The sequence below is a fragment of the Shewanella waksmanii genome (assembly GCF_043643685.1).
Lineage (GTDB): Bacteria > Pseudomonadota > Gammaproteobacteria > Enterobacterales > Shewanellaceae > Shewanella > Shewanella waksmanii_A.
The window spans coordinates 233,762-257,163 of record NZ_JBHZSN010000005.1 but is presented as its reverse complement, the minus strand read 5'-3'; the positions used below and the strand labels follow the sequence as shown (position 1 = coordinate 257,163).

Below are 23,402 nucleotides of genomic sequence, written 5' to 3'. Positions count from 1 at the left end.
TCTGTTATCCATATTATTTCTCAAAAATAAATTTAACATGTGTCTCATCAAACGAGAGCAATTAACAAACTTATTAATGAGAGATATTGAAATGAACACAAAAACGATTTTATCTGCAGCAATCCTATCTGTATTATCTGCTGGCGCAATGGCATCAGAATCATCAAGGTGGAGTGGTGAGCTAATCTTTGGTAGTGGCTTTAAGTCAACTAATTCAAATCTCAGTGTAGAAAGCGATGCACTGCTTGGTGATAACACGAAAAAGGGGAACCATAGTGAGGAGTTTATCGGTATGGTGTTGGGTAATATTGCCTACGATTTAGGTGAGAATCGCAATCAACGTTTTTATATTGGTACCTCCCGTGATGATTTAGCCGTGGGTGACTTAGCATTTGAAATTGGCTATCAGTTTGACATGCAAAACGGCACGCAAATCGATATTGCCTATTTACCGACGGTGCTTTCTGGTGAAGTTTGGCAAAACCCTTATTTAGAAGGGCACCGTAAAGAAACGGACATTGAAGGTCATGCCTATAGACTGCAGTTTAATAACATTTGGGGATCAGGGTTTTCGCTGGATATGGCTTATGCCACCACAGAAATTGAGCATGAGGATATTCAATATTCTGAACTGCTTCGAGACAGTGAAATGTACTACATCAAAGGTAGCTATACCCAGCTATTTACCCCGCAAATGGGACTGATGACCAGTGTTGGCTATGTGCATAATGACGCCGATGGTGAGGCGCAAACCTATGACCAGTATGAACTAGAGATGACTTACTTTGTTAGTCATAATGCCCACACTTTTGCGGTGACGGGTGGCTATGCCTACCGTGAATATGAGGGTTATAACCCGATTTATAGTAAAACCCGCGAAGATCATCGCCACAAGTTATTTTTAGCTTATGAGTATGCCAATATTGGTGGCTGGGAAAATTGGAGTTTAGTCTCATTTGCGGGTATCAATGTAAACGACACTAATATTGATTTTTATAAAAGTGATGATTATTTAGCGACGATTGGATTAAGTTATAAATTTTAATGGTTAATTGCAACTGATACTTTAGTTTTTTAGAAGTTAAATAAAGACCCCAAATAATACTTTATTGTTTGGGGTTTTATTTGTTGTTTTTTTGTTTATAACTTTATGTTTGTTATTTAGGCTGAATGATGCCATTAAAAAAAGATTGCACGATTTGGTGTAAATATTGATTCAGTGGATAACCCCGCTTTGACTGTAAATACCCTCCAACTACGCTCACCTCTTGTAATTCTTTGGGCAGCGTCGGTAATGGATAGCATTCGAGCCCATCACTGTGAGTTAGTAGGTAACTACTACTGAATTTGATTGCATCACTATTGAGCAGTTTATCCACTGCGATTGGAATGCTGTGAGTGACTAGGCAAATATTTGGCTGGTAGCCTCTGGCAATAGCAATTTCATCAAACGGATCGTGTTTTGCGTTAATCGCGTTAGAGACCAGTTTGACTAAAGGTAAGGCGTGTATAGCTTCCCAATCAGAAGACTTGCTGAGCACCGGGTGGTTTTTTTTAGCGACTAAATTGACGGCAATATTGGATAGGTGGTGGGTATAAATATCTTGTGGTAGAGGGTATAAGCTAAAATGCACCAAATAATCCAGTTGCCTATCAAGCATATTTTGCAATGAGCCTTCTTGCCAATAAATCAGTTTTAACTTAGCTTGAGGAAGGGCTGCACTGAGTGCCCGATACAAACCTTTACCGAACATTTCCAGTAAGCTGACTTCAAGCGCAATAACCACCGATTCTTGATATTGCAGCGGGTCGAATGCCGAGTAAGCTTCTAATACTTCCGCAAAAGGTAGCAGCATATTGTCAGCCGCTTCGGCCAGTTTTTCTGCTAACTCTGATGGTTCAACACCATGGGCTTTGCGAATAAACAGCTGGTCGCCAAACGTTTCCCTAAGCTTAGCCATACCGCGGCTGACACTGGTTTGTGATATCCCTAACTTCTCCGCAGCAACCGAGGTGTTGCGGGTTTCAACCACGACTTTTAACAATCGCAATAAGTTTAAATCTAGATTGTCTAGATGTTTCTCCATGACTCACCGCTATTTAATGCCATTATCTATACTGACAACATAGCATAAACAGCTAAATAGTCAGCAGTTATTACTCACAAGCCAAAGCTGTTGGGGATGGATTCTGGCGTTAACAGTAATAACTACTTATGCAGTGCAGGTTGGGTAATGGTGTTAAAAAAGTCTTGAATGGTTTGGTGAAGTAACTGGTTTAACGGGTAGCCGCGGCGCGACTGCAAGTAACCCCCTGATACCGATAAGGCTTTTAAACGTTCGGGCATAGGTGGCAGTGGATAACAGGCAAGTTGCTGGTTATTTTTGAGAAGGTAACTGCTGTTGATGGAAATGGCGTCAGAATGAACCAGTTTATCAATGATGATTGGCACGCTATGGCTTACTAGCGAAATATTGGGCTCGATACCTTGGGTGATAAATAGCTCATCATAAACGTCGTATTTTGCTGCAGAATCAGAAGCGTGTTTAACAATTGCAATATCTTTGATCGCTTGCCAGTCAGAGGTTGTCGTAAGGATTGGGTGATTTTTACGGGCGACTAAATTAAGCGCGATGTTAGATAAGTGGTGGGTATAAATATCCTGTGGAAAGTTGTACATACTGTAATGCAACACATAGTCGATATTACGTTCCAACACCGCTTGTAGTGATTGCGATTGCCAATAAACCAGCTTAAATTTGGCTTGCGGTAAGGCTTGCCTTAATGATTGGTATAAGCCGTTGCCAAAAATATCTAACAGTGTCAGCTCACAGGCAATGACAATATTACCTTGATATTCTGTTGCGTCGAAACTTTGATAAGCATCGAGCACTTGCGTAAAAGGGCTGAGCATTTGCTCAGCCGCTACGGCCAGCTTTTCTGCTAACTCGGATGGTTCTACACCATGGGCTTTACGAATAAACAGCTGATCACCAAAGGTGTCTCTGAGCTTTGCTAGCCCTCTACTGACACTGGTCTGAGAAATTCCTAATCGCTCGGCAGTCACAGAGGTGTTTCGGGTGTCTACGACCACTTTCAAAAGCCGCAATAGGTTGAGATCTAGCTGTTCGAGATTGTTTTTCATAGTCACTTCACTTACGTATCGATTGCCATGACGTAACAAGGGTTCTGCGACGCTGAACTGTGTTGTTGGTATGGCTATGGATAAAGCAAGCCCGCACTAATTCGGGCTTGCCGTTGATAGAGATGGCTCGCTATTTAACTAGCGTGGCTTTAGGTTTTACCCGGAAGAACAGCGCGTAGTTCAGTGGAATAACCACTAAAGTCAGTACCGTGGCAAACAGCAAACCAAACATAATTGTCACCGCCATGCTCTTGAAGAAAGGATCAACCAGTAGTGGCGCCACACCCAGTATAGTGGTGGTAGCACCTAATATTACCGGTCTGGCTCGGCTCATGGCTGCTTCAATAATGGCGTCATAAGCCTCTTTGCCGTCACGGATCTCATTCTCTGCTTGGTCGACCAGAACAATGGCATTTTTTACCATCATGCCCACTAAGCTTAAGAATCCTAGTGTCGCCATAAACTCAAATGGTGTTTGGAATATAACCAATCCAACAGCAACGCCCAGTACAGCCAATGGCACAGTGCACCAGATCACCAATGCCTGACGTATGCCGTTGAACATAAACACTACGGCTAATACCATGGCAGCAAAACCATAGGGGGCTGCAATCATTAAGCCTTCGTCGGCTTCTTTGGCGTCTTTATATTCGCCGTGCCATTCAAGCTGATAACCCACAGGTAAAGGGATCTGCTCAATCTGTTGTTTCACCGTTGCTAAGGCTTCAGAGGCTAACACGCCAGCGCGAGGATCGGCTTGCGCCATAATTGTCGGTACGCGATCAATACGTCTGAGCATTGAATCTTGCCAGTCTAGATCAACGCGCTCAACAAACTGCGACAGTTGCAGGTACTTGTTAGCAGTAGAGCTAAACACTTGGGTGTTCTCAATACTTCTATCATGATTACGCTCGTGCTCTGGGGCGCGTACCACAATCGGAATCAGGTCATTGCCCTCACGATATACACTTACCTGTTGTCCAACTAAAGATTGTGCTAATGCTTGATTGAGCTCTTGGGTGGTTAAACCAAACTGTTGGGCTCTATCTGATGCGTACACTGGGCGAATAACAGGTACCTGTTGGCGCCAGTCATCTTGCACAGCAATAAGCTCTGGATTGTCGGCCATAATTTGCTTTGCTTGCTCAGCCAACCCTCTTAAGACTTGGCTATCTGGGCCGCTAAAAGCTGCCTCAATTTTTTTACCGCCGCCAGGGCCAAGCATAAACTTCCAGACATTGACTGAAGCTTGCTCGTAGCGTTCACTAAGCTCTGCTTGCAATGTTGCAATCAACGGCTCGATGATGTTGAAATCGCTGACATCAACCAGCATTTGGGCGTAACTGGTATTTTGCGCTTCAGGCGAGTAAGTCAACATGAAACGCAGTCCGCCAGAGCCGATAAAGCTCGTAGTGTTAGTCACACCGGCTTTTGACAGAACGTCGTGTTCAATGTCCAGCATGACCGCCTCGGTGGTGCGTATATCTGTGCCTTGGGGCAAGAACACGTCAATGACAAACTGCTCGCGTTGTGATTCTGGCATAAAGCCTGGTGGCACATAGCTAAACATTTTCACTCCAAGTACAAATACCGCTAATACCACACCTAGGCTTTTGAGCTGATTGTTGAGAACCCATTCTAAAGACGAGCGATACCAAATTGCCACTTTAGCTGGTGGCTTGTCTTGGGCTTGCTTGTTTACCTTCAAAAAGTCGTGGCACAACAAGGGTGTTACTGTAATCGCCAGTACCCAGCTTAGGAACATCGAATAGAGAATTACCCAAAACAGTGATCCCGCATATTCGCCCATATTTGATGGCGAAAGACCAATGGCACTAAATGCACAGATACCCACAATGGTGCCACCAAGCAGGGGCCATTTGGTCTCGTTGACGATATCGTTGATCACCGTTTGCTTGTCAGCATCGGGGTTTTTCTTTAGGCGACTTAATACGCCGTCAGTGACCACGATGGCATTGTCGACTAGCATGCCTAGGGCAATAATCAATGCGCCTAAGGATATGCGTTGCATGGCGATATCATCAATGAGCATCACCACCAATGTGCCTGCCACAGTCAGGGTTAACACAAAGCCAATGACGATGCCGGTTCTGACCCCCATAAATAGTAGTAACACCAAAAATACAATCACTACCGCGGCAATGAGATTATTGATAAAGTCAGCGACCGAGTCGCGCACCGAATCTGATTGAATCGAGATTTCATGCAATTCAATGCCGTGGGGGCGTAGGCTCTCTAATTCTGCTAAGCGTGCTTTTACCGCATCGCCCATTTCCACCACATTGCCACCGGCCACATTGGAAATCCCTAAGCCAATCGCACGCATGCCGTTGTAACGCATTAATACTGAAGCAGGCTCTTCATAGCCACGAGTGACATTAGCGATATCTTGTAAGCGCATGACTGTCTGGTTATCACCTAGGGCAATTTGTAGCATCTTCAGTTGCTCGAAAGAGCTAACATTAGCACTAGGAATCACCGATACCCGCATGCCATCAGCATCCATTGCACCAGCAACGGTGACAATGTTTTGCTTTTCTAGCACCTGATAGACCTGTTGGGCTGACACGCCAAAATTGGCAAGTCGCTCACTGGATATTTCCACAAAAATGGTCTCTTGCTTCTCGGCTAATGTGGCTGTTTTAGAGACCCCAGGGACTAACACGAGTTCTCGGCGTAGGGTATCGACATAATCTTGCAGTTGTTTGTCACTGTAGCCTTCAGCCGTGACGGCATAAAACTGGGCAAAAACGTCAGCAAAATCATCATTGACGATCGGCGCGCCAGCGCCTGGTGGCAGTGAACGCTGTGCATCGTTAATTTTGCGTCTTAGCTTGTCCCAAACTTGTTGTAACTCGGCTTCCGTATGTGAAAATTCACGTTTGATTTCAACGGTGACTTCCGATACGCCCTGTTTGGATACTGAGGTGATTTCTTGCACTTCTTGAAGTGATTGGACGGCACCTTCAATGACATCGGTGACCTCGTCGGCGACTTCTTGGGCGGTTGCGCCTGGGTACGGCGTGACAATCACTGATTGACGGATAACAAACTCAGGATCTTCAAAGCGACCTAGTTTCATGTAACTGATATAGCCGCCAATTAACATTAGCGCGATAAGCACCCAAACACTGGTGCGCTTGGCAATAGTATGTTGTGCAATATTCATATTAGTTAACCTCCACTTGCTCAGGGCGCACCAAAAGGCCGACTTGTAGATTTTGAGTACCAGATATCACCACCTGCTCACCAACCGCTAAGTTGGCTTGGATATTGACTCGCTCACCGCTTAAGCTGCCGGTAACCACCTGGCGTTTTTGCAGGGTATTTTGCTCATCGACGATCCAGATAAATTGCTGACCCATATTGTCAGGAGATATCGCCGATAAGGGGATTTGGATGGTTTGTGAATCACTGTGAACTTCTGCCGAAAACACATGGACATTCATCCCAGGAAGCAGACGGCTTTGGGCATCGGTGTGCACGGTGAAAGTGACCGCATAAGTCCCCGTGACACTGTCTGGCTCTGTTTCATATTTTTTTAGACTCAGGTTAAATTGCTCAAAAGGCGCAATGGTCGATTGCGCATAGATTTGACCCACTTGGGTGTTACGGGTCATGAGCGTTTCGGGTACATGGATAACAGCTTCCAGATCATTGAGATCGTGCAATACAACAATGGCTTCATTGCTTTGCACTAACACGTGATTATCGACAAAGCGACGGCTGACCACGCCGGAAAAAGGTGCTTTTAACGCAGTGTCTTCAAGTCGGCGTATAGCTTCTTTGTGCTGGTTTTTGGCTAAGCTGAAACGCAGCGTCAGCTCTTCAAATTGGCTTTTTGAAATTGATTGCTGGTTTTCAAACAAGGTCTTGGCTCTTAGGTATTCAGAGCGGGCATTGTTGAGTTCAATTTCGGTCGCACTGAGTGCAATCTTGGCATCAGCATCATCTAACTTGGCGATGAGTTGATTTTTTTCAACATAGTCGCCTTCTTGTACAAGTACTTCAACCAAGCGACCACTGGTGCGAAACGAAAGTTCTGCGCGACTCGCTGAGTGGATGGTGCCATTAAAAGACAGATCCGCTATTGCAGTATTGCTGGCGAGCTCAACATAAACGGGACGCACTATGTCAGAGGTGGTGCTTGAATCCACTTTAGGGCTGCATCCACTCAGTAATGCAGCAGTTGAAAGCATAACAGCGATAGCAGTGGCTTTAGGAACGAGGGATTTAACAGTGACTGGGGCTATGTATTTCACAACCATCTCCAAATAAATTAATTAATTGGTCGTGACCGTGAATAACCGCACTTGTCATCGACACCTTGTTGTTAGTGACAAGTCTAACGAGACTGTTTTTTATCTCGACGTATAAGAGTTATTCATTTTTGCAGTAACAGATTATTCAATGAGAAATGGCGAGGGCATTAAGCGCATTTTTAGCCTATAGTTTGCAGCTCAGGGACGGTAATTATCACAACATGGCTTACGGATGAGCGCATGAAACAGAGTCGAATTTGGAGTTGGCTGCAAAAGGGTTGGCGGTGGCTCACTGCCGGGCTGCCTAATCGCTGCCTAATGTGCCACCAACAGGTGGAGCAGGATAGCCAAGGTGTTTGTGGCTATTGCATAGCAATCAGTGTGTATCAGCATCATACTTGCTTGGGCTGCGGTAAACCTTTGGTGATTGCGGCAAAGTATTGTGGTGGTTGTCAGCGGCAGCAACCGTTAGTGGTGATCGCCGCTTGCCGCTATTATGATGGTTTGGGCCAGTGGGTTGCCGCCATTAAATATCAAACTCAGTTTGCCGCGCTGCCGCCATTATCACAGCAATTAGTTGCACGCATTGAGTACGCGCTTCGCCAGCAATGGATTCGGTTACCGCAAGCTTTGATTCCTGTGCCTTTGCATGGCAATAGATTACGTCAACGCGGCTTTAATCAAGCTTGGCTGATCAGCCAACGCTTAAGTCGTGCATTAAGCTTACCCATTGAAGATGCCTGCGTGATGCGCATTACAGATACACCGCCGCAAGCTGGCTTATCAGGTAAGCAAAGGCGCATTAATGTTGATGACGCCTTTACTTTAGCTCGGCCAATCAGCTATCAACGGATTGCCTTGATTGACGATGTGGTGACAACGGGCACTACAGTCGCCGCCATTGCGCAATTGTTGGCGCAACATGGTGTTCATGTACAAGTGTGGTGCTTAGCCCGAGCAGAAGCGCCACAACTGACGGGCTAAAGCCAGGGCCAATTCCCTAGCGGCTAATGTAGCTGAGGGATAAAATACAGCGCATTGGCATAGCTTTTTTGAGAGCCTAGCCAAATATTTCTAAATACCAAATTATCAGCAAATGCCACCAATGCGCCTTTACCATTAGGCTCGACGACGATGGCGGGAGTGTTGGCTAATGCATGTTGATATTCAGCGGCCAAATAGCCATCGATAAGGGGCTCTGGCTGATATCGCGCTGCAATATTAAATGCTTTACTTGATGGGCTAAATCCAAACACCTTATTCTTTAAAATCGGCAAATTATCCTGCCCTAAGCCAAAGTTAATGGGGTGACTAGTGTCGAGTTGTAATCCGACAATGGCGCCGCCGATTGCTTGTTTGGCTTTAAGTTGTGACTTTTGGGCAAAGCTTAAATTGTCTTGGTCAAACAATTGCTGGAAATAACGCTTATTACGAATATCGGCCTTGAGTAGGTTGTGTTTTGACAGCCAGGTCAATGCGCCTTTTTGTGCAATGATCACGCCGCCATTATTCATAAACTGGCCTAATTTACGTGCATATCGCTCATTGAGGTTGTCGTAGTTACCATCGGCCATAATCACATGGCTATAGGGTCGCAAGTCCACTTTGCTTAGCCGTGGGCTATCAATTTGGGTTAATGGTATACCGAGGACCTTATCTAGGTAATACCACAGTTGACCGACCTCTTCTGGGTCGGTGCCATAACCTGTGATTATCATAGGTTTTATCGGCTTTATACTATGAAAGTCTGGGCTACCTAAATCAATCCCTGTGCGGGCTGCACTGGTTGTGGTGGCATCCACTTTAAGCTGTAACGCATTGGCAAGTTCACTGACTTGTTGTTTTATCTGTTCTGCGCTGATGTTTGCTTGCTTCAATGGAATCATTAAGCTGCCAGCCACATACTGTTTTGCGGTTACTGGCGCTTTTATCTCAAAAGGTTTGCCGGCGAATTTAACTAATATTTGCTGGGATAACAGCTGTTGTAATAGTGGTGCAGCCTTGCCCTGCTGCCAATCAACCAGCAGTGCCACACTGTTATCGGGCCACATGGCTTGCTGGAAAATACTGGGCTCGATACTCAGCGTATCAATGTTGAGATTAACGTTACGCTTAATCTTCAGGTTATACGCATGGGCCAAGTTCCAAGTGGACACATCGTAAAAGGTGGCATTTTCAAACTCGGTTCGCTCATCAAACATGGCCAGCAGAAGGCTTTTCTGCGGTTGATTGATAGGGATGAATAACGCGTCATCAGTGGCAAACTGAATATGACTTTGTGATATGGCTTTTGGCAGATAGAAGAACACAATTTGATGCTGGGCTAAGGTCGCAGCTAAATCATTTCGGCGTTGCGTATCGCCCGATGTTGAGATAAGCAGTCCCGCTTCTTTTCCCTTTGGCGTGTGTTTGTCTTTACGGCCGTAAAACAGTTGCTGGTACTCTACAAGCTCATCTTTAAGTGCTAAGGCACCTTTTAAGCTGGAGTAGGAGGTCGCTAATTGGTTACTAATGGCTTCACTTAAGTGCACCGGACCATTACGAGAGTCCTGTATTTGCCCTCGTGCACTGGCTTGCTCAAACAACACCCCAACAGAGCCATTGATATCTGGGTAGGTGGAGCCTTTACCATAATAAAAATCATCAAATAGTTGTTTACTAAAATAACTTTGCTGACGAGCATCTAACGCCTGGCGATGATAGTCGGCTAACTTTTCTGTTAATTGCTGGTTTTCTTTTGGCGTTAGTGGGTGGGTACGGTCAGGCACGCCGGGTTGGAAGAAATAACTTTGATTGTGGCCCATTTCGTGAAAATCGCCCACATAGTGAGGTTGCCATTTATGGAATAACGCTACGCGGCCTTGAGATTCGGGGTGCCTTAGGAATAGCCAGTCGCGGTTTAAGTCTGCAAAGTAATGATTGCGACGCCCTCGAGGCCAAGCTTGCTTATGTTCATTGTGTTCTGGGTCGCTGACCTTATTGACGCCGGTATAGTTGTTGGTCCAGGTGGCAAAGCGGTCTAGCCCATCTGGATTTTGGCTGGGGGTCACCAATACAACGGCTTGATCTAACAGTTTTCTGGTCCAGTCATCGTTGGCGCTGGCCAGCTGATGCAGTAACTGCAACGCGGCGTGGGCGCCACTGGCTTCATCACCATGGATGGAGTAAGCAAGCCAAATGATTAGCGGTCCAGTTTGCTTCTGCCCCGCTTTTACTTGTTGTCGCTGTTGTAAAATGCTCGCCAGTTGTTTTTGGTTGGCTTCTGAAGTCACTATTGCCGTTATTTGTTGGCGATGTTCATGGCTACGGCCTGTGTGCTCTAGACTGATCCGCGGGCTTTGCTGGGCTAAGGTTTGTAGATAAAACTGCAGTTGGTCGTGGCGTAAATGCCATTGACCTAATGGGTAGCCTAAAAACTCCTCTGGGGAAGTAATGGCTGAATTTGCGATAGAGTTCACCTTTTTATCGTCTGCTTTAGCGGGCAGAGATAGGCAACAATAGCATGCAATTAACAGTAATGTTTGCAGGGCTGAGCGAATCTTTATCATTGTATTTTCTAGTTAAATTATTATTTGATTTGCTGGGTTACTATAGCTCAGTCGTAAAAAAAATGCCGTTTTCTTTAACAAAAAAAGCTCTACAAAATGTAATCAAGACTACAAAGCTGACCACAGTAGGAGTATCATACCGTTAATTCTTACTAAAACACTCGGGTTTAACCTGACGGAGCAAGTCTTAATGATCACCATTTCCGATGCAGCTCAGGCACATTTTGTAAAGCTTCTAGCTGATCAGCCTGAAGGAACTCATATTCGCGTTTTCGTTATTAGTCCTGGCACACCATCTGCGGAGTGCGGCGTATCATATTGTCCGCCGGACGCTGTTGAAGCCGATGACATGGAATTAGAGTTTAATGGCTTTAATGCTATGGTTGATGAGAAGAGTGCCCCTTTCTTAGAAGATGCCTCTATTGATTTTGTCACTGACCAGTTGGGGTCACAATTAACCTTAAAAGCGCCTAATGCAAAAATGCGCAAGGTTAGCAGTGATGCACCGTTAAAAGAGCGCATTGAGTATGTGATTCAATCTGAAATCAACCCGCAGCTTGCAAGCCATGGTGGAAACATCATGCTAGTGGATATTGAAGATGGCGTGGCGGTATTGCAGTTTGGTGGTGGTTGTAACGGTTGTTCAATGGTTGATGTGACATTGAAGGACGGTATTGAGAAACAACTTCTCGATATGTTCCCGGGCGAGCTAACTGGCGTGAAAGATGTCACTGAACATCAACATGGCGATCATTCATACCAATAAGCGAGTTTGATTTAAGCCAGTTTGATTGAAAAAGCGAGCTCAGATAGCTCGCTTTTTTTATGTTTAGGCGCTGGTTAAGCTTTGGTGGCGCAAGCGACTGAAATAATGCATCGCAAGTAGTGCGCTGCGACTGAGCATAAACAAGCTCATTGCGGCCCATAGTGCATGATTACCGCTGGCTTGAAGCAAAAACCAAGTGGGGAAAAACACACCTAAGGTAGACACTAACATGCTGTTGCGCATGACCTTGCCCTTGGCTGCGCCAATGTAAACCCCATCAAACAGGTAAGAGCCAAACGCGAGTAAAGGCAAAAATATCACCCAAATCAGGTAGGCATTTGCCACGTTGCGCACCTCTTCAATGTTGGTCAGTAGTGCAATGATTTGGCTGCCTGCCAATGCAAACACCAGGCAAAACCCCACGGCAGCAATCGCTGACCACATTAGCGCTAAGGTGACAGACTGCTGCAAGCGTTGTCGATTACGTTCACCAAATGCGCGCCCGACTTCAGCTTCGGCATAATAGGCCACACCATCAAGTGCATAGGAGATCAGTAGTAATAAATTAAGCAGTACCGCATTTGCCGCGACCGTACTATCACCTAAACCTGCACCGTAAAATGTCATAAAAGCAAACGTAGACTGCAAACAAAGGCTACGAACAAAAATATCTGCGTTGAGGCTCAGTAATTGGCGGTAGCTACTCAGTGAAAGTTGTTTCACTGTCGAGGTAAAAGACAAGTCGGGCAGCTTGTTGAGTTGCTGCAATACCATAGTACCGGCCACACAAAAGCCGGCAATATCAGCCAATACCGATGCCCAAGCAGCCCCTTTTACGCCCATGTCTAAACCAATAACAAAGGCAACATCAAGGATAATATTGACGCAGTTGGCGACAATCAGTTGCCACATGGCTGCCTGAGGTTGCTGTCGACCCAGTAGCCAACCCAGTAACACCAGGTTAAGTAAGGCAAATGGCGTTGACCAAATACGAATATGGAAATATTCGCGGCAATACTGCTCAACGGCCGCACTGGCATCGGATAGTGCCATGGCTGCTTGCACGGTGGGGTACTGCATCGCAATTGCAAATATCCCTAAAATGAGTGCTAAACTTGCAGCTTGGATTAATAAACGAAATTGCAGTTGGGTATCGTTAGCTCCATAAGCTTGTGCGACCAAGCCTGTGGTGGCCATGCGCAAAAAGCCTAATATCCATAGAATTAGGGTTATAATCGTTGACCCAACAGCGACTCCGCCTAAATAATAAGCATTACTTAGGTGACCAATCACGGCAGTATCGACTAAGCCCAGCAAGGGCACCGTGATATTGGACAAGATCATTGGCAAAGCCAGTGCCAATAGTTGTTTATTTTTTTGTCTGTCGAATAGTAGGGCTAGCGGCGACATAGATTCTCAAAGGTATACAGTATGTTTAAACGTATGATCATGTTACTGATCGCGATGGTGAGTTTTTCATCCCATGGCGCAGTGATTTTACAATATCACCATGTGGCTACCGATACGCCTGCTATTACCAGTGTGACGCCTGAGCAGTTTCGTGAGCAGATGGAATATCTAAAACAGAATCAATTTGTTGTTAAGCCCTTGTCTGAAGTGCTAAACAGCATTAAAGCGGGCAAGGCGTTAGCTGACAAAACGGTGGTGATCACCTTCGATGACGGCTACAACAATATTGCTGATACAGCGCATCCCATCTTAAAGGAATATGGGTTCCCATACACTATCTTTATTGCGATTGAGCCGATTGAGAAACAATACAGCGAAATGATGAGTTGGGATACGCTCAAGCGCCTAGCCAAAGAGGGTGCTGAAATTGCCAATCATAGTTGGGCCCATGAACATTTAGTGCGTAAGTTAGCCGATGAATCTGACTCGCAATGGTTGGCGCGAATCGAGCAAAGCATTCTCGATACAGAAGCGGCCATTGTTGACAATATTGGTCACAATTTCAAAATGTTGGCATATCCTTATGGTGAGTACAACAGCGCAATTGAGCAGCTATTGCAGCGCCACGGCTATGTTGGATTAGGTCAACAAAGTGGTGCTGTCGGGGCTTACACCAATATGACAGCTATTCCCCGTTTTCCTGTTGCTGGTGTGTATGCTGATTTGTCGAGTTTAAAAGTTAAATTACACAGTTTGAATATGCCTGTGACGTCGCTTAGCTTGAGTAACCCAGAGCTCAGTAATGGTCAGTGGCGTCCAGCGCTTACAGTAACGCTAGATATGGACGATATTTATCCTCATCAATTGATGTGTTTTGTTCAAGGCCAAGGCGGCAAGAAACCGCTGTGGCTGAGTGAAAACCAATTTACCATACAAGCGGACGTTGATTTACCACCTGGGCGCTCTCGTTATAATTGCACCGTACCGAGTAAATCATCTGGCCGCTACTATTGGTTCTCTCAAGCTTGGGTGCGTCCTAAAGATGATGGTACTTGGATAGCGGAGTAGACCACTTTCTTATCCCGATTGGTATAATGCCGCTATTAAGTAAAAAAGCCACCGATTTCGGTGGCTTTTTAGTTTGATTGGTATTAATTAACTCTGGTTTGCTGCAATGGCGAGCACATCGCTGATCATGGCTGCATTGGCGATTTGTGGGACCTGCCCAAGCTTTAATGATTTAGGTTTAATCGTTGCCACTTTTAGTCCTTGCGGTGAAATTAGCGTCATTGAAGCACTGTGGTCTACCTGATAATCCTCGCCATCCCCGACCATGGCATACACAAAGCCCAAATCTCGGCTTAGCGGCAGTAACTGCTTATGTTCACCTGTGATAGCAATGAACTCAGGATTAAAGAAGTTCATATAATCGAGTAAACGTGCCTGGCTATCACGGGCGGGATCGGCAGATAGGAAAATCACTTGAATATCCATTTGCTGTTTCAGCTTGGGATAGGCTGCAGATAGTTTGCCCATTGTGGTAGGGCATACATCGGGACAGGAAGTATAGCCAATAAACACTAAACTCCATTTCCCCAACAGTTGATGTTCAGTGAAGCTGTTGCCATATTGATCCTGCAGTTTAAAGGGTGCAACAGGCCTGGCCTGAGGTAATACATAACTGGTTTGTAGTTGTAATTCCTTCGGCTGTTGAAAACGCATGGCGGTAAGGCTTCCCGCCGCCATGACTGCAACAGCGATAATAATCCAAAGCACTTTAGGCATAGGTTAAGTCCATAGGTAATGGTCGACAAGCAACACTAAGAACAAAATCATCAAGTGATAAATGGAGAATTTAAACACATCCATGGCAAGGCCAGGTCTATCGCGGAATTTTAGCTGCCATGCTTTATAAATAAATCCACAACTCAGTAGGGTGGAGCCAATTAAGTAAATGGGGCCGCACATGCCTACCAGTACCGGATACAGGCACGCCACGGCTAAAAGTACGGTATAGAGTAAGATGCAGGTTTTAGTAAATTCGACGCCATGTGTGACAGGTAACATAGGCACATCCACTTTGGCATATTCCGCTTTACGGTGAATCGCTAACGCCCAAAAGTGTGGTGGAGTCCAAGCAAAAATGATGATCACTAGCAGTAAAGCGTGGCCATGAAATTCGCCGGTGATGGAAGTCCAGCCTAGTAGCGGAGGCATCGCACCAGCAAGACCACCGACAACAATATTTTGTGGGGTAGCCCGTTTCAAGTAAGCCGTATAAATCACTGCATAACCAATTAAACTGGCAAATGTTAGCCATGCTGTTAATGGATTAACGACAGCATAAAGCAAGATGAAACCAAGCACTGCCATGCTGGTGGCAAAGGTTAGTGCACGATATATGGATACGCGGCCTTTTGGTAACGGGCGGTTATAGGTTCTCGCCATTAAACCGTCGATGCGTCTGTCAATCATGTGATTATAAGCTGCGGCAGCACCGGCCATCATGCCGATGCCGACGAGCCCTGCAATCATAGGGATAACCGGTACCGCGCCAGGTACCGCTAAACACATACCAACTAATACGGTCAATAACATGAGCGCCACAACTTTTGGCTTGGTCATTTCTAAATAGGCGCGCCATTGCAGGGTTTGGGGCTGCGATTGGGAAAGAGTTAGCGGTTTAGCCATGATGAAACCTCGCTATGCTTTACGCCAAATGGCGTAATTGATGAAAACCATGGCTAACAACAGCAGAGCTGCGCCACCATTATGAGAAACGGCAATGCCGAGTGGTAGATGCAGGACGACGTTACTGATACCGAGTCCTATTTGTAGTGCCAGTAATACCAGCAATACCCAAGCGCTGCGCTTTAATAACGCTGACTGAGAGTGCTTGAGCAATTTGACCGCCAAAATCACTAACATGACAGCGGTGATCACTGCCCCAATTCGGTGGCTAACATGAATGGTCATCCGCGCGGCATAATCGAGTACGCCAAATTCATAGGTATCATGTTGGCCTTGAAAAGGATTAAACGCGGTGATGAAATCTAGCTTGTTGTACCAATCTCCTTCACAGATAGGTAAAACCGTGCATGACAGCGCAGCATAGTTAGATGAGGTCCAGCCCCCAAGCATGATTTGCAGCACTAAAACGGCTAAGCAAATCAGGGCATAGGGCGCAAGTTTACGAATGTGCGGATCGCCGCCGGGAATGCGAATTTGCCCAGTGCGCAAATACAGTAGCAGCAACAGTGATATTAAACTAAAACCACCGATAAGATGGGCCATGACCACAATGGGCATCAGTTTCATGGTGACGGTCCACATGCCCAGTGCCGCCTGAAATACAATCAATAATGCAATGAAGCTTGGTAGTTTTTTTGGCGTTTCTTGCTGGCGTAGACAAATATATAAGATGTACAGCACCAACAGCCCTAAGGCGCCGGCAATATAGCGATGAATCATCTCAAGCCATGCTTTAGTGGGCTCGATGGTATGACCGGGGAACGCAGACTGTGCCGCATTGAGTTCATGGGCTTGAGTCGGAACTTTAAGTAAACCGTAACAACCGGGCCAATCTGGGCAGCCCAAGCCAGCGTCAGATAAGCGAGTATAAGCGCCCATCAAAATAACACACAGTGTAAACACTAAAGTGATTTTCAGTACTGCTTGTAATCGCATCAGCCAACCCTCGACAATTTTAACAGTTTACGTAGATCTGCCACCATGGACTTGCCTTGCAGAATCTGTTGCTGTTTATCACTGACGTTGGGGTAGCGCATAACAAACGAGCCAAGTGGATCGACAATGATCACCGCTTGCTTGGTTAACACTGACGGTTGCTGAGCACCAATATCAGTCACGTTGAAGTCGTATTCGCTAAGGTAGCGGGTGTCGCTGTGTTGATTGGTTAAAATAACAGGCTGAATGCGTTCTTGTTCTCGGCCCATTGCCGTGTGGCTTTGTTTGAGAATATACAGTCGATTTTGACACTGTTGGTCACAGTCTTGGGGAACCAAGTATACCAGTTGCCAGTGGGTCGGTAACGGGTTGTCGATGGCGAGGCTTTGGTATGTGATATCGCTGGTGAGTAATTCACCTTTATTGGTGGCTCCGCCCTGATAAAGGTCAAATGCCAACACCAATTTCGCCACTGCTACTGGCATGACAAATACCAGTAATAAAACAATCAGTGACTTTGCGCCGTTATTTTTTGGGGAGTTCATTCCATCTCCTCTCGTTTGTTATCCTAGGCGGTAACTGTAAGCCATTGGCTGTGGTTACCGCGTGCTGAATATTGACTCCCGAGACGGCTAGGAGAAATATGATGTTGTTTAACTTCTAACCTACTCGCTCATTTGTTGTTTCGCAATATCTTCGCTAGGTTTTCTGCTATTTGTTTTTGAAATCAATAGATAACCACTCAATACAATCAATGCAGCTGCCAAAGAAAACCATTGAACGGCATAGCCGATGTGCTTCTTGGCTGCCATTGGAATGGGCTGCCAAGGTTGTGGTAATTCGTTACCCTCAATATTGGTCGCTTGCACCACAAATGGCGCAATAGGTTGGCCTAAATGTTCGCTCAATTGCGGTAAATTGAGATTCTGAATACGCATGGGCCAACCGTTTTCTGCGAGCAGTTGTGAGCTCAAAGGGTTGATGGATTTTTGATAGACCCGGCCTTGTATCACTTGCGGGGCGGCTAACGTGGCGACAGTAGGTAACTGTTGGCGATCTTTGCCTGCAGCTACGAAGCCAAGCTCCATCATCAGCAAATAGTTGCTCGCTGTGGGTTGAACTAATTGATAAGCCAAATAGCCAACTTTACCTTTAAATGTTTGATTATCTAGTAGTATTGTGCCCTTTGAACTTGGTGTGACCAGGATTTTTGCCGTAAAGCCTGTTAACGAATGCTGGTGCGATTTTGTCAGCAGTTGTTGGAAGTCGAGTGGGCCTGTTTGTTGTCTTTCGGCCAAATCAGCCGCGATAGTCTGTTTTTGCTCTGCACGCGCTAGCTGCCAAAATCCTAACTTGACCAACACGGAAAACAGTATCAAAGTAACTAATACCACGAAGGTTTTAGAACGCAGCAAAACACGCAAAGGAGAGCGAATGACGCTATCACTACTGCTTAAGTTACTTTTAGTACTGCTACTGCTATTCATTTTATTTAATTTGGGCCGCGCATTGTTTGTGATGGTAAAAGGCGACACGAATGTCCCTATGAGTCAGTTTTTGGGCCGTCGCGTACTGTTTTCCGCTTTGGTTGTGGTGCTGTTATTGCTGGCCTTGGCATTAGGCGTTATCGCACCTAATCCAAGACCTTATTAGTGAGTGATTACAGTACGTAAACAAAAACAAATAGGCATAACCACACCACATCGACAAAGTGCCAGTACCAACTCCCGGCTTGGAACGCAAAGTGGCTTTCGGGAGTGAAGTGGCCTTTCAATATCCTAAAAAACAGCACGATCAAGAACACTGTCCCCAAGGTAACGTGCATGCCGTGAAAGCCTGTAAGCAAGAAGAAAGTGTTACCGTAGACCCCAGATGCCAGTGTCAGCCCCATCTCTTGATAAGCATGGATATACTCTTCCACCTGCAGACATAAAAAGGCGATACCAAGCACGATGGTGATGGCTAACCACACGGTTAATGCACTGCGTTTCGATTTTTCTAAACTAACATGGGCAAAATGCAGAGTGACTGAAGATGCCAGTAGGATGAGTGTGTTGTATAGGGGTAAACCTGTCCACGGCATAGCTTCTGTAGTGGTGCCATCTGGCGTTTTCACTAGCGGCCAAACCGCTTCAAATGTTGGCCACAATACTTCATGGGTCATGGTGTTGTTTGAGGCGCCACCAAGCCAAGGAACTGCGATCATTCGTGCATACAACAAGGCGCCAAAGAAAGCGGCAAAAAACATCACTTCAGAAAAGATAAACCAGCTCATACCTTGACGAAATGAGCGATCCATCTGTTGGCTATATAAGCCTGACATTGATTCATTGATTACTGCTCGAAACCAGCCAAACATCATGTACAGGATGACGGCTATGCCAGCGGTAAGAATATAGCCGCCACTGGTCTGTTCGGTTTCTAGCTGCTGTATATAACTGCCTGCGCCCACTGCAATTAAAAATAACCCAATTGCGCCAATAATCGGCCAAGCGCTTTGGGCGGGCACATAGTAGTGTTCATGTTTAGTATTCATTGTTCTGCTCCTTGCTCAACACGTGCGACATAGCCTTTGTCGGTGATGTTGTAGAGAGTGTATGACAGAGTCAGGGTGGTAATAGACTCTGGTAGATCAGGATCTACGTAGAATATGAGTGGTAACGCCGCATCTTGCTTGCCATCTAGTGCCTGTTGATTGAAACAGAAACACTCGGTTTTGTTAAAGTAGGCTGCACCTTGTCCCGGCGATACAGAAGGGATAGCTTGGCCTACAATACTGGCATTAGACAGATTAAACGCCGTGTAGTGAGTACGTACTAACTCTCCAGGGTGCACTTTCATGCGCCTTACTTCCGGGGTGAACTCCCAGGGCAGATCACTTTGGATCTGCGCCATAAACTCAACGGTGATGGTTCGTGTCTCATCAATGGTCATGGGTGTGTATTCAACGGCAGTGCTTTGGGTTTTGCCGTTAATCCCAAGTTGCTCACACAAGACGTCATAGAGCGGTACCAAAGCGAAGCCAAATCCAAACATACCCACCGCACCTGCGATTAGCATCATGATGAGCTTTTTATTCGACTTCGCTGTAGGTTGACTCATAGCTACTTCACCTCAGGTGGTGTGGTGAATGAGTGGTAAGGTGCTGGGCTGGCGATTGTCCATTCCAGTCCTTCTGCACCATCCCATGGTTTTGCTGGGGCTTTTTCACCGCCGCGGATACACTTAATCACGACTGCGAGGAATATCAGCTGCGATAATCCGAAAGCAAATCCACCAATCGAGACAATCTGGTTCACATCTGCAAATTGGATGGCATAGTCAGGGATACGCCTTGGCATACCTGCTAGGCCGAGAAAGTGCATGGGGAAAAACAGCACATTGACTGAGATTGTCGAACACCAGAAGTGAATTTTGCCCAGTTTTTCGTCGTACATGTTACCTGTCCACTTCGGCAGCCAATAATAGGCCGCTGCCATAATGGAGAATATGGCGCCGGTGACCAACACATAATGGAAATGAGCCACAACGAAGTAGGTATCATGGTACTGGAAGTCCACAGGTGTAATTGCAAGCATCAAGCCTGAGAAGCCACCAATGGTGAACAGTATGATAAACGCCACGGCAAACAACATCGGTGTTTCAAAAGTCATTGACCCCCGCCACATGGTGGCAACCCAGTTGAATACCTTCACCCCAGTTGGCACCGCAATCAGCATGGTACAGTACATAAAGAACAGCTCTGCAAACACCGGCATACCTGTGGTAAACATATGGTGCGCCCATACTAAGAAGGAAAGAATCGCAATACTGGCTGTGGCATAAACCATGGAGGCATAGCCAAAGAGTGGTTTCCTACTAAAGGCGGGCACAATGGCCGAGATAATCCCGAAAGAAGGTAAAATCATGATGTACACTTCGGGATGACCAAAGAACCAGAAAATATGCTGGAACATCACGGGATCGCCACCGCCTGCCGCGTCAAAGAAGCTAGTACCAAAATACTTATCAGTCAGCACCATAGTGACTGTTCCGGCTAACACCGGCATTACTGCGATGAGCAAGAATGCGGTGATTAACCAAGTCCAAACAAACAGTGGCAACTTCATCCATGTCATGCCTGGGGCGCGCATATTAACAATGGTTACCACCACGTTGATGGCACCCATGATGGAACTAATACCCATAATGTGTACTGAAAAGACAAACAGTGCCGTACTATCAGGGCTGTAAGTGGTGGATAAAGGCGCGTAGAAAGTCCAACCAAAGTTAGGGCCACCACCTTCCATAAATAGCGAGCTCAGTAAGATAGCGAAGGCAAAGGGTAAGATCCAAAAACTCCAGTTGTTCATTCTGGGTAGCGCCATATCGGGGGCGCCGATCATCATTGGGATCAACCAGTTCGCTAAGCCGGTAAAGGCCGGCATTACCGCACCAAATACCATAATTAGACCGTGAACAGTGGTCATCTGATTGAAGAAATTGGGGTCAACTAGCTGTAATCCTGGCTGGAATAACTCAGCCCGAATCACCATTGCCATGGCACCACCAGTTAAAAACATAATAAAACTGAACCACAAATATAAGGTACCGATATCTTTATGGTTAGTGGTTAAAACCCAGCGCATTAGCCCTTTTGGTGCACCATGATGATGGTCATCATGGTGATCGTCGTGAGCGGTGGGTGCTTCTTGTGTAATTGTGCTCATTTGATTCCCCTACTTTCCGTGACCATCAACATCAGATGCTTGTACAACATCACCGCTGTCATTGCCCCATGCATTGCGCTCATAGGTAACGACGGCTGCTAATTCTTGTGGTGTTAGCATGCCACCAAAAGCCTGCATTGCTGTTCCCGGCTTGCCATTGATCACCATTTCAAGATGGTCACTGACAGGGCCTAAGATCACAGGACTTTTTACAAGAGAAGGAAACGCGGGTGGTAGTCCGGTACCAGCGGCTTGGTGACATGCGGCGCAGCGGGTCATATAAACTTGCTCGCCTTTAGCCATTAGCTCATCAATACTGAGGTCATCAAGTACCACGGCAGTCGCCTGCGCTGCGGCCGCAGTATCGGCAGTATTATCTTCTGCTGGCAGTGTTGCCGGCAGTGTTACTGGTGTGGCTGGATCAGTTGTGGTGTCGCCATTGCTATTTCCTGCACTATCACCGCTAATATCTGCCGCTTGCACCATATCACCTGAATCATTTCCCCAAGCATTTCGCTCGTAGGTGACGACTGCGGCAATTTCTGTTGCGGTAAGCTGCTTGGCGAAGGCTTGCATCGCAGTGCCTGCTTTACCATTGACCACAATATCGATGTGATCGGCAACGGGGCCTTTTATCAGTGGACTACCGATTAGGGAAGGGAACACACCTGGCAGACCAGCACCATTGGGTTGGTGACATGCGGCGCAGCTGGCAAGATAGACTTGCTCACCTTTGGCCATTAGCTCATCCATCGACAACGTGCTGCTTAGCGCCGCCTTGGCAGCTGCCTCGGCTTCAGCTGCTTGTTGTTTTTGCGCGACAAGCCATGCGTCAAAGTCAGCTTCAGATAGTACTTCAACCACCACAGGCATGAAGCCATGGTCTTTACCGCATAATTCGGCACATTGGCCGCGGTAGGTGCCTGGTTTATCAACTCGAGTCCATGCTTCGTTAATAAATCCTGGGTTAGCGTCTTTTTTGACTGCAAATGCAGGTACCCACCAAGAGTGAATAACATCATCAGAAGTCATTAAAAAGCGTACTTTCTTGTTGACTGGGATCACCAGAGGCTTATCCACTTCGAGCAAGTAATTTTCGCTTTTGGTTGCATCACCGTCGATTTGATCTCTAGGCGTAGAAAGCACGCTGAAAAATTCAATGTCATGGTCAAAATAGCTGTAGTGCCACTTCCATTGTGACCCTGTGACCTTAATGGTGATATCAGCGTCACTGGTATCTTCCATAGCAATCAGTGTTTTGGTTGCAGGAATGGCCATTAAAATTAGGATGATGAATGGAATCACCGTCCAGGCTATTTCAACTTTAGTGCTGTCATGGAAATTGGCGGCTACAGCGCCTTTAGAACGACGATGGTTAATGATTGAATAGATCATTACACCAAATACGACCACGCCGATGGCACAGCAAATATAAAGTATCGTCATATGCAGACTGAATACTCTATTACTGATGTCTGTTACCCCTTCTGTCATATTTAGGGGCATATCAGCGGCGAATATGGGGGGCGTAAACAGCAACGCCAGCAAATAATACAACACTTGCTTCACTAGACTTCTCCTCTGTCAATTGCGAAGGCAACTACAAAGAAGAGCCACACAGTAAGTCTCTGCTCTATGCAAACTCTTCGGTTCCCAAAAAAGCAACGATGACTTCAAAGTGCGTTGGTGGTTTAGCGCGGTGTTGTTATTTTGCGGGTGGCTACCACTCTATGCACTTACGGCTGAATATATCAGTCCAATTTCTACTTTGTTCTCGCACGGAGCCCACTGCATAAGCCAATCTGGCGAGGTGAAAGTGACGACTAAATCGCTCGGATATAACAAATAATCGTT

General features: G+C 46.1%; 20 protein-coding genes. 5 read left to right on the top strand and 15 right to left on the bottom strand.

The window, feature by feature from the left end:
* Positions 1 to 91: 91 nt before the first annotated feature.
* Positions 92 to 1,045, top strand: a complete 954-nt coding sequence (locus ACHUFW_RS09905) for a DUF2860 family protein (RefSeq protein WP_394202644.1) — start codon at positions 92 to 94, stop codon at positions 1,043 to 1,045.
* Between the two features lie 112 nt (positions 1,046 to 1,157).
* Here the strand turns inward: ACHUFW_RS09905 and ACHUFW_RS09900 are convergent, their stop codons facing one another.
* The 4 genes from ACHUFW_RS09900 to ACHUFW_RS09885 all read right to left on the bottom strand — a co-directional run bounded on the left by ACHUFW_RS09900 (position 1,158) and on the right by ACHUFW_RS09885 (position 7,428).
* Positions 1,158 to 2,087: a LysR family transcriptional regulator gene (locus tag ACHUFW_RS09900; RefSeq protein ID WP_394202642.1), complete on the bottom strand. Its 930-nt coding sequence runs from the start codon at positions 2,085 to 2,087 to the stop codon at positions 1,158 to 1,160.
* 122 nt (positions 2,088 to 2,209) lie between these two features.
* Positions 2,210 to 3,145: a LysR family transcriptional regulator gene (locus ACHUFW_RS09895; RefSeq protein ID WP_394202640.1), complete on the bottom strand. Its 936-nt coding sequence runs from the start codon at positions 3,143 to 3,145 to the stop codon at positions 2,210 to 2,212.
* A 130-nt stretch (positions 3,146 to 3,275) separates the two neighbouring features.
* Positions 3,276 to 6,335 (bottom strand): efflux RND transporter permease subunit, encoded by a 3,060-nt coding sequence (locus tag ACHUFW_RS09890; protein ID WP_394202638.1) that lies wholly within the window; start codon positions 6,333 to 6,335, stop codon positions 3,276 to 3,278.
* Position 6,336: 1 nt separating this feature from the next.
* The gene (locus tag ACHUFW_RS09885) at positions 6,337 to 7,428 is read right to left on the bottom strand and encodes an efflux RND transporter periplasmic adaptor subunit (RefSeq protein ID WP_394202636.1); all 1,092 of its coding nucleotides are present in this window, start codon (positions 7,426 to 7,428) and stop codon (positions 6,337 to 6,339) included.
* Positions 7,429 to 7,668: 240 nt separating this feature from the next.
* Between ACHUFW_RS09885 and ACHUFW_RS09880 the strand changes: the two genes are divergently transcribed.
* Positions 7,669 to 8,412, top strand: a complete 744-nt coding sequence (locus ACHUFW_RS09880) for a ComF family protein (protein ID WP_394202634.1) — start codon at positions 7,669 to 7,671, stop codon at positions 8,410 to 8,412.
* A 23-nt stretch (positions 8,413 to 8,435) separates the two neighbouring features.
* Here ACHUFW_RS09880 and ACHUFW_RS09875 read toward each other — a convergent pair whose 3' ends face one another.
* A complete protein-coding gene (locus tag ACHUFW_RS09875) occupies positions 8,436 to 10,976 on the bottom strand; it encodes a M14 family zinc carboxypeptidase (protein WP_394202633.1) in 2,541 nt (846 codons plus the stop codon).
* 190 nt (positions 10,977 to 11,166) lie between these two features.
* On the opposite strand from ACHUFW_RS09875, the gene nfuA reads away from it, so the two are divergent.
* A complete protein-coding gene (gene nfuA / locus ACHUFW_RS09870; RefSeq protein ID WP_394202631.1) occupies positions 11,167 to 11,742 on the top strand; it encodes a Fe-S biogenesis protein NfuA in 576 nt (191 codons plus the stop codon).
* Positions 11,743 to 11,805: 63 nt separating this feature from the next.
* On the opposite strand, the gene ACHUFW_RS09865 is transcribed toward nfuA, so the two are convergent.
* A complete protein-coding gene (locus ACHUFW_RS09865) occupies positions 11,806 to 13,152 on the bottom strand; it encodes an MATE family efflux transporter (protein WP_394202629.1) in 1,347 nt (448 codons plus the stop codon).
* Positions 13,153 to 13,173: 21 nt separating this feature from the next.
* Between ACHUFW_RS09865 and ACHUFW_RS09860 the strand changes: the two genes are divergently transcribed.
* Positions 13,174 to 14,220: a polysaccharide deacetylase family protein gene (locus tag ACHUFW_RS09860; protein ID WP_394202628.1), complete on the top strand. Its 1,047-nt coding sequence runs from the start codon at positions 13,174 to 13,176 to the stop codon at positions 14,218 to 14,220.
* 87 nt (positions 14,221 to 14,307) lie between these two features.
* On the opposite strand, the gene ACHUFW_RS09855 is transcribed toward ACHUFW_RS09860, so the two are convergent.
* The 5 genes from ACHUFW_RS09855 to ACHUFW_RS09835 form a co-directional block, all read right to left on the bottom strand.
* Positions 14,308 to 14,937, bottom strand: coding sequence for an SCO family protein (locus ACHUFW_RS09855; protein ID WP_394202627.1), 630 nt, complete (start codon positions 14,935 to 14,937; stop codon positions 14,308 to 14,310).
* Between the two features lie 3 nt (positions 14,938 to 14,940).
* Positions 14,941 to 15,843: a heme o synthase gene (cyoE, locus tag ACHUFW_RS09850; RefSeq protein WP_394202625.1), complete on the bottom strand. Its 903-nt coding sequence runs from the start codon at positions 15,841 to 15,843 to the stop codon at positions 14,941 to 14,943.
* Between the two features lie 12 nt (positions 15,844 to 15,855).
* On the bottom strand, positions 15,856 to 16,839 hold the full coding sequence (locus ACHUFW_RS09845; protein WP_394202623.1) for a COX15/CtaA family protein: 984 nt from the start codon (positions 16,837 to 16,839) through the stop codon (positions 15,856 to 15,858).
* Positions 16,839 to 17,384, bottom strand: a complete 546-nt coding sequence (locus tag ACHUFW_RS09840; protein WP_394202622.1) for a hypothetical protein — start codon at positions 17,382 to 17,384, stop codon at positions 16,839 to 16,841. The genes ACHUFW_RS09845 and ACHUFW_RS09840 overlap by 1 nt, the downstream gene beginning before the upstream one ends.
* Positions 17,385 to 17,504: 120 nt before the next feature.
* Positions 17,505 to 18,203: an SURF1 family protein gene (locus ACHUFW_RS09835; protein ID WP_394202620.1), complete on the bottom strand. Its 699-nt coding sequence runs from the start codon at positions 18,201 to 18,203 to the stop codon at positions 17,505 to 17,507.
* Between the two features lie 70 nt (positions 18,204 to 18,273).
* Between ACHUFW_RS09835 and ACHUFW_RS09830 the strand changes: the two genes are divergently transcribed.
* Positions 18,274 to 18,492, top strand: coding sequence for a DUF2909 family protein (locus ACHUFW_RS09830; RefSeq protein WP_394202619.1), 219 nt, complete (start codon positions 18,274 to 18,276; stop codon positions 18,490 to 18,492).
* A 7-nt stretch (positions 18,493 to 18,499) separates the two neighbouring features.
* Here ACHUFW_RS09830 and ACHUFW_RS09825 read toward each other — a convergent pair whose 3' ends face one another.
* The 4 genes from ACHUFW_RS09825 to coxB are packed head-to-tail and all read right to left on the bottom strand — an operon-like array spanning position 18,500 to position 23,117.
* Positions 18,500 to 19,375: a cytochrome c oxidase subunit 3 gene (locus tag ACHUFW_RS09825; protein ID WP_394202617.1), complete on the bottom strand. Its 876-nt coding sequence runs from the start codon at positions 19,373 to 19,375 to the stop codon at positions 18,500 to 18,502.
* A complete protein-coding gene (locus ACHUFW_RS09820; protein WP_394202615.1) occupies positions 19,372 to 19,941 on the bottom strand; it encodes a cytochrome c oxidase assembly protein in 570 nt (189 codons plus the stop codon). Before ACHUFW_RS09820 ends, ACHUFW_RS09825 begins: the two co-directional genes overlap by 4 nt.
* A 2-nt stretch (positions 19,942 to 19,943) precedes the next feature.
* On the bottom strand, positions 19,944 to 21,548 hold the full coding sequence (gene ctaD, locus ACHUFW_RS09815) for a cytochrome c oxidase subunit I (RefSeq protein ID WP_394202614.1): 1,605 nt from the start codon (positions 21,546 to 21,548) through the stop codon (positions 19,944 to 19,946).
* 9 nt (positions 21,549 to 21,557) lie between these two features.
* A complete protein-coding gene (coxB, locus tag ACHUFW_RS09810; protein WP_394202613.1) occupies positions 21,558 to 23,117 on the bottom strand; it encodes a cytochrome c oxidase subunit II in 1,560 nt (519 codons plus the stop codon).
* Positions 23,118 to 23,402 lie beyond the last annotated feature (285 nt).

Excerpts from the sequence above, each read along its gene's own strand:
- ACHUFW_RS09905 (WP_394202644.1), top strand. The coding sequence starts at position 92 with ATGAACACAAAAACGATTTTATCTGCAGCAATCCTATCTGTATTATCT.
- ACHUFW_RS09900 (WP_394202642.1), bottom strand. The coding sequence starts at position 2,087 with ATGGAGAAACATCTAGACAATCTAGATTTAAACTTATTGCGATTGTTA.
- ACHUFW_RS09895 (WP_394202640.1), bottom strand. The coding sequence starts at position 3,145 with ATGAAAAACAATCTCGAACAGCTAGATCTCAACCTATTGCGGCTTTTG.
- ACHUFW_RS09890 (WP_394202638.1), bottom strand. The coding sequence starts at position 6,335 with ATGAATATTGCACAACATACTATTGCCAAGCGCACCAGTGTTTGGGTG.
- ACHUFW_RS09880 (WP_394202634.1), top strand. The coding sequence starts at position 7,669 with ATGAAACAGAGTCGAATTTGGAGTTGGCTGCAAAAGGGTTGGCGGTGG.
- ACHUFW_RS09875 (WP_394202633.1), bottom strand. The coding sequence starts at position 10,976 with ATGATAAAGATTCGCTCAGCCCTGCAAACATTACTGTTAATTGCATGC.
- nfuA (WP_394202631.1), top strand. The coding sequence starts at position 11,167 with ATGATCACCATTTCCGATGCAGCTCAGGCACATTTTGTAAAGCTTCTA.
- ACHUFW_RS09865 (WP_394202629.1), bottom strand. The coding sequence starts at position 13,152 with ATGTCGCCGCTAGCCCTACTATTCGACAGACAAAAAAATAAACAACTA.
- ACHUFW_RS09860 (WP_394202628.1), top strand. The coding sequence starts at position 13,174 with ATGTTTAAACGTATGATCATGTTACTGATCGCGATGGTGAGTTTTTCA.
- ACHUFW_RS09855 (WP_394202627.1), bottom strand. The coding sequence starts at position 14,937 with ATGCCTAAAGTGCTTTGGATTATTATCGCTGTTGCAGTCATGGCGGCG.
- cyoE (WP_394202625.1), bottom strand. The coding sequence starts at position 15,843 with ATGGCTAAACCGCTAACTCTTTCCCAATCGCAGCCCCAAACCCTGCAA.
- ACHUFW_RS09845 (WP_394202623.1), bottom strand. The coding sequence starts at position 16,839 with ATGCGATTACAAGCAGTACTGAAAATCACTTTAGTGTTTACACTGTGT.
- ACHUFW_RS09840 (WP_394202622.1), bottom strand. The coding sequence starts at position 17,384 with ATGAACTCCCCAAAAAATAACGGCGCAAAGTCACTGATTGTTTTATTA.
- ACHUFW_RS09830 (WP_394202619.1), top strand. The coding sequence starts at position 18,274 with ATGACGCTATCACTACTGCTTAAGTTACTTTTAGTACTGCTACTGCTA.
- ACHUFW_RS09825 (WP_394202617.1), bottom strand. The coding sequence starts at position 19,375 with ATGAATACTAAACATGAACACTACTATGTGCCCGCCCAAAGCGCTTGG.
- ACHUFW_RS09820 (WP_394202615.1), bottom strand. The coding sequence starts at position 19,941 with ATGAGTCAACCTACAGCGAAGTCGAATAAAAAGCTCATCATGATGCTA.
- ctaD (WP_394202614.1), bottom strand. The coding sequence starts at position 21,548 with ATGAGCACAATTACACAAGAAGCACCCACCGCTCACGACGATCACCAT.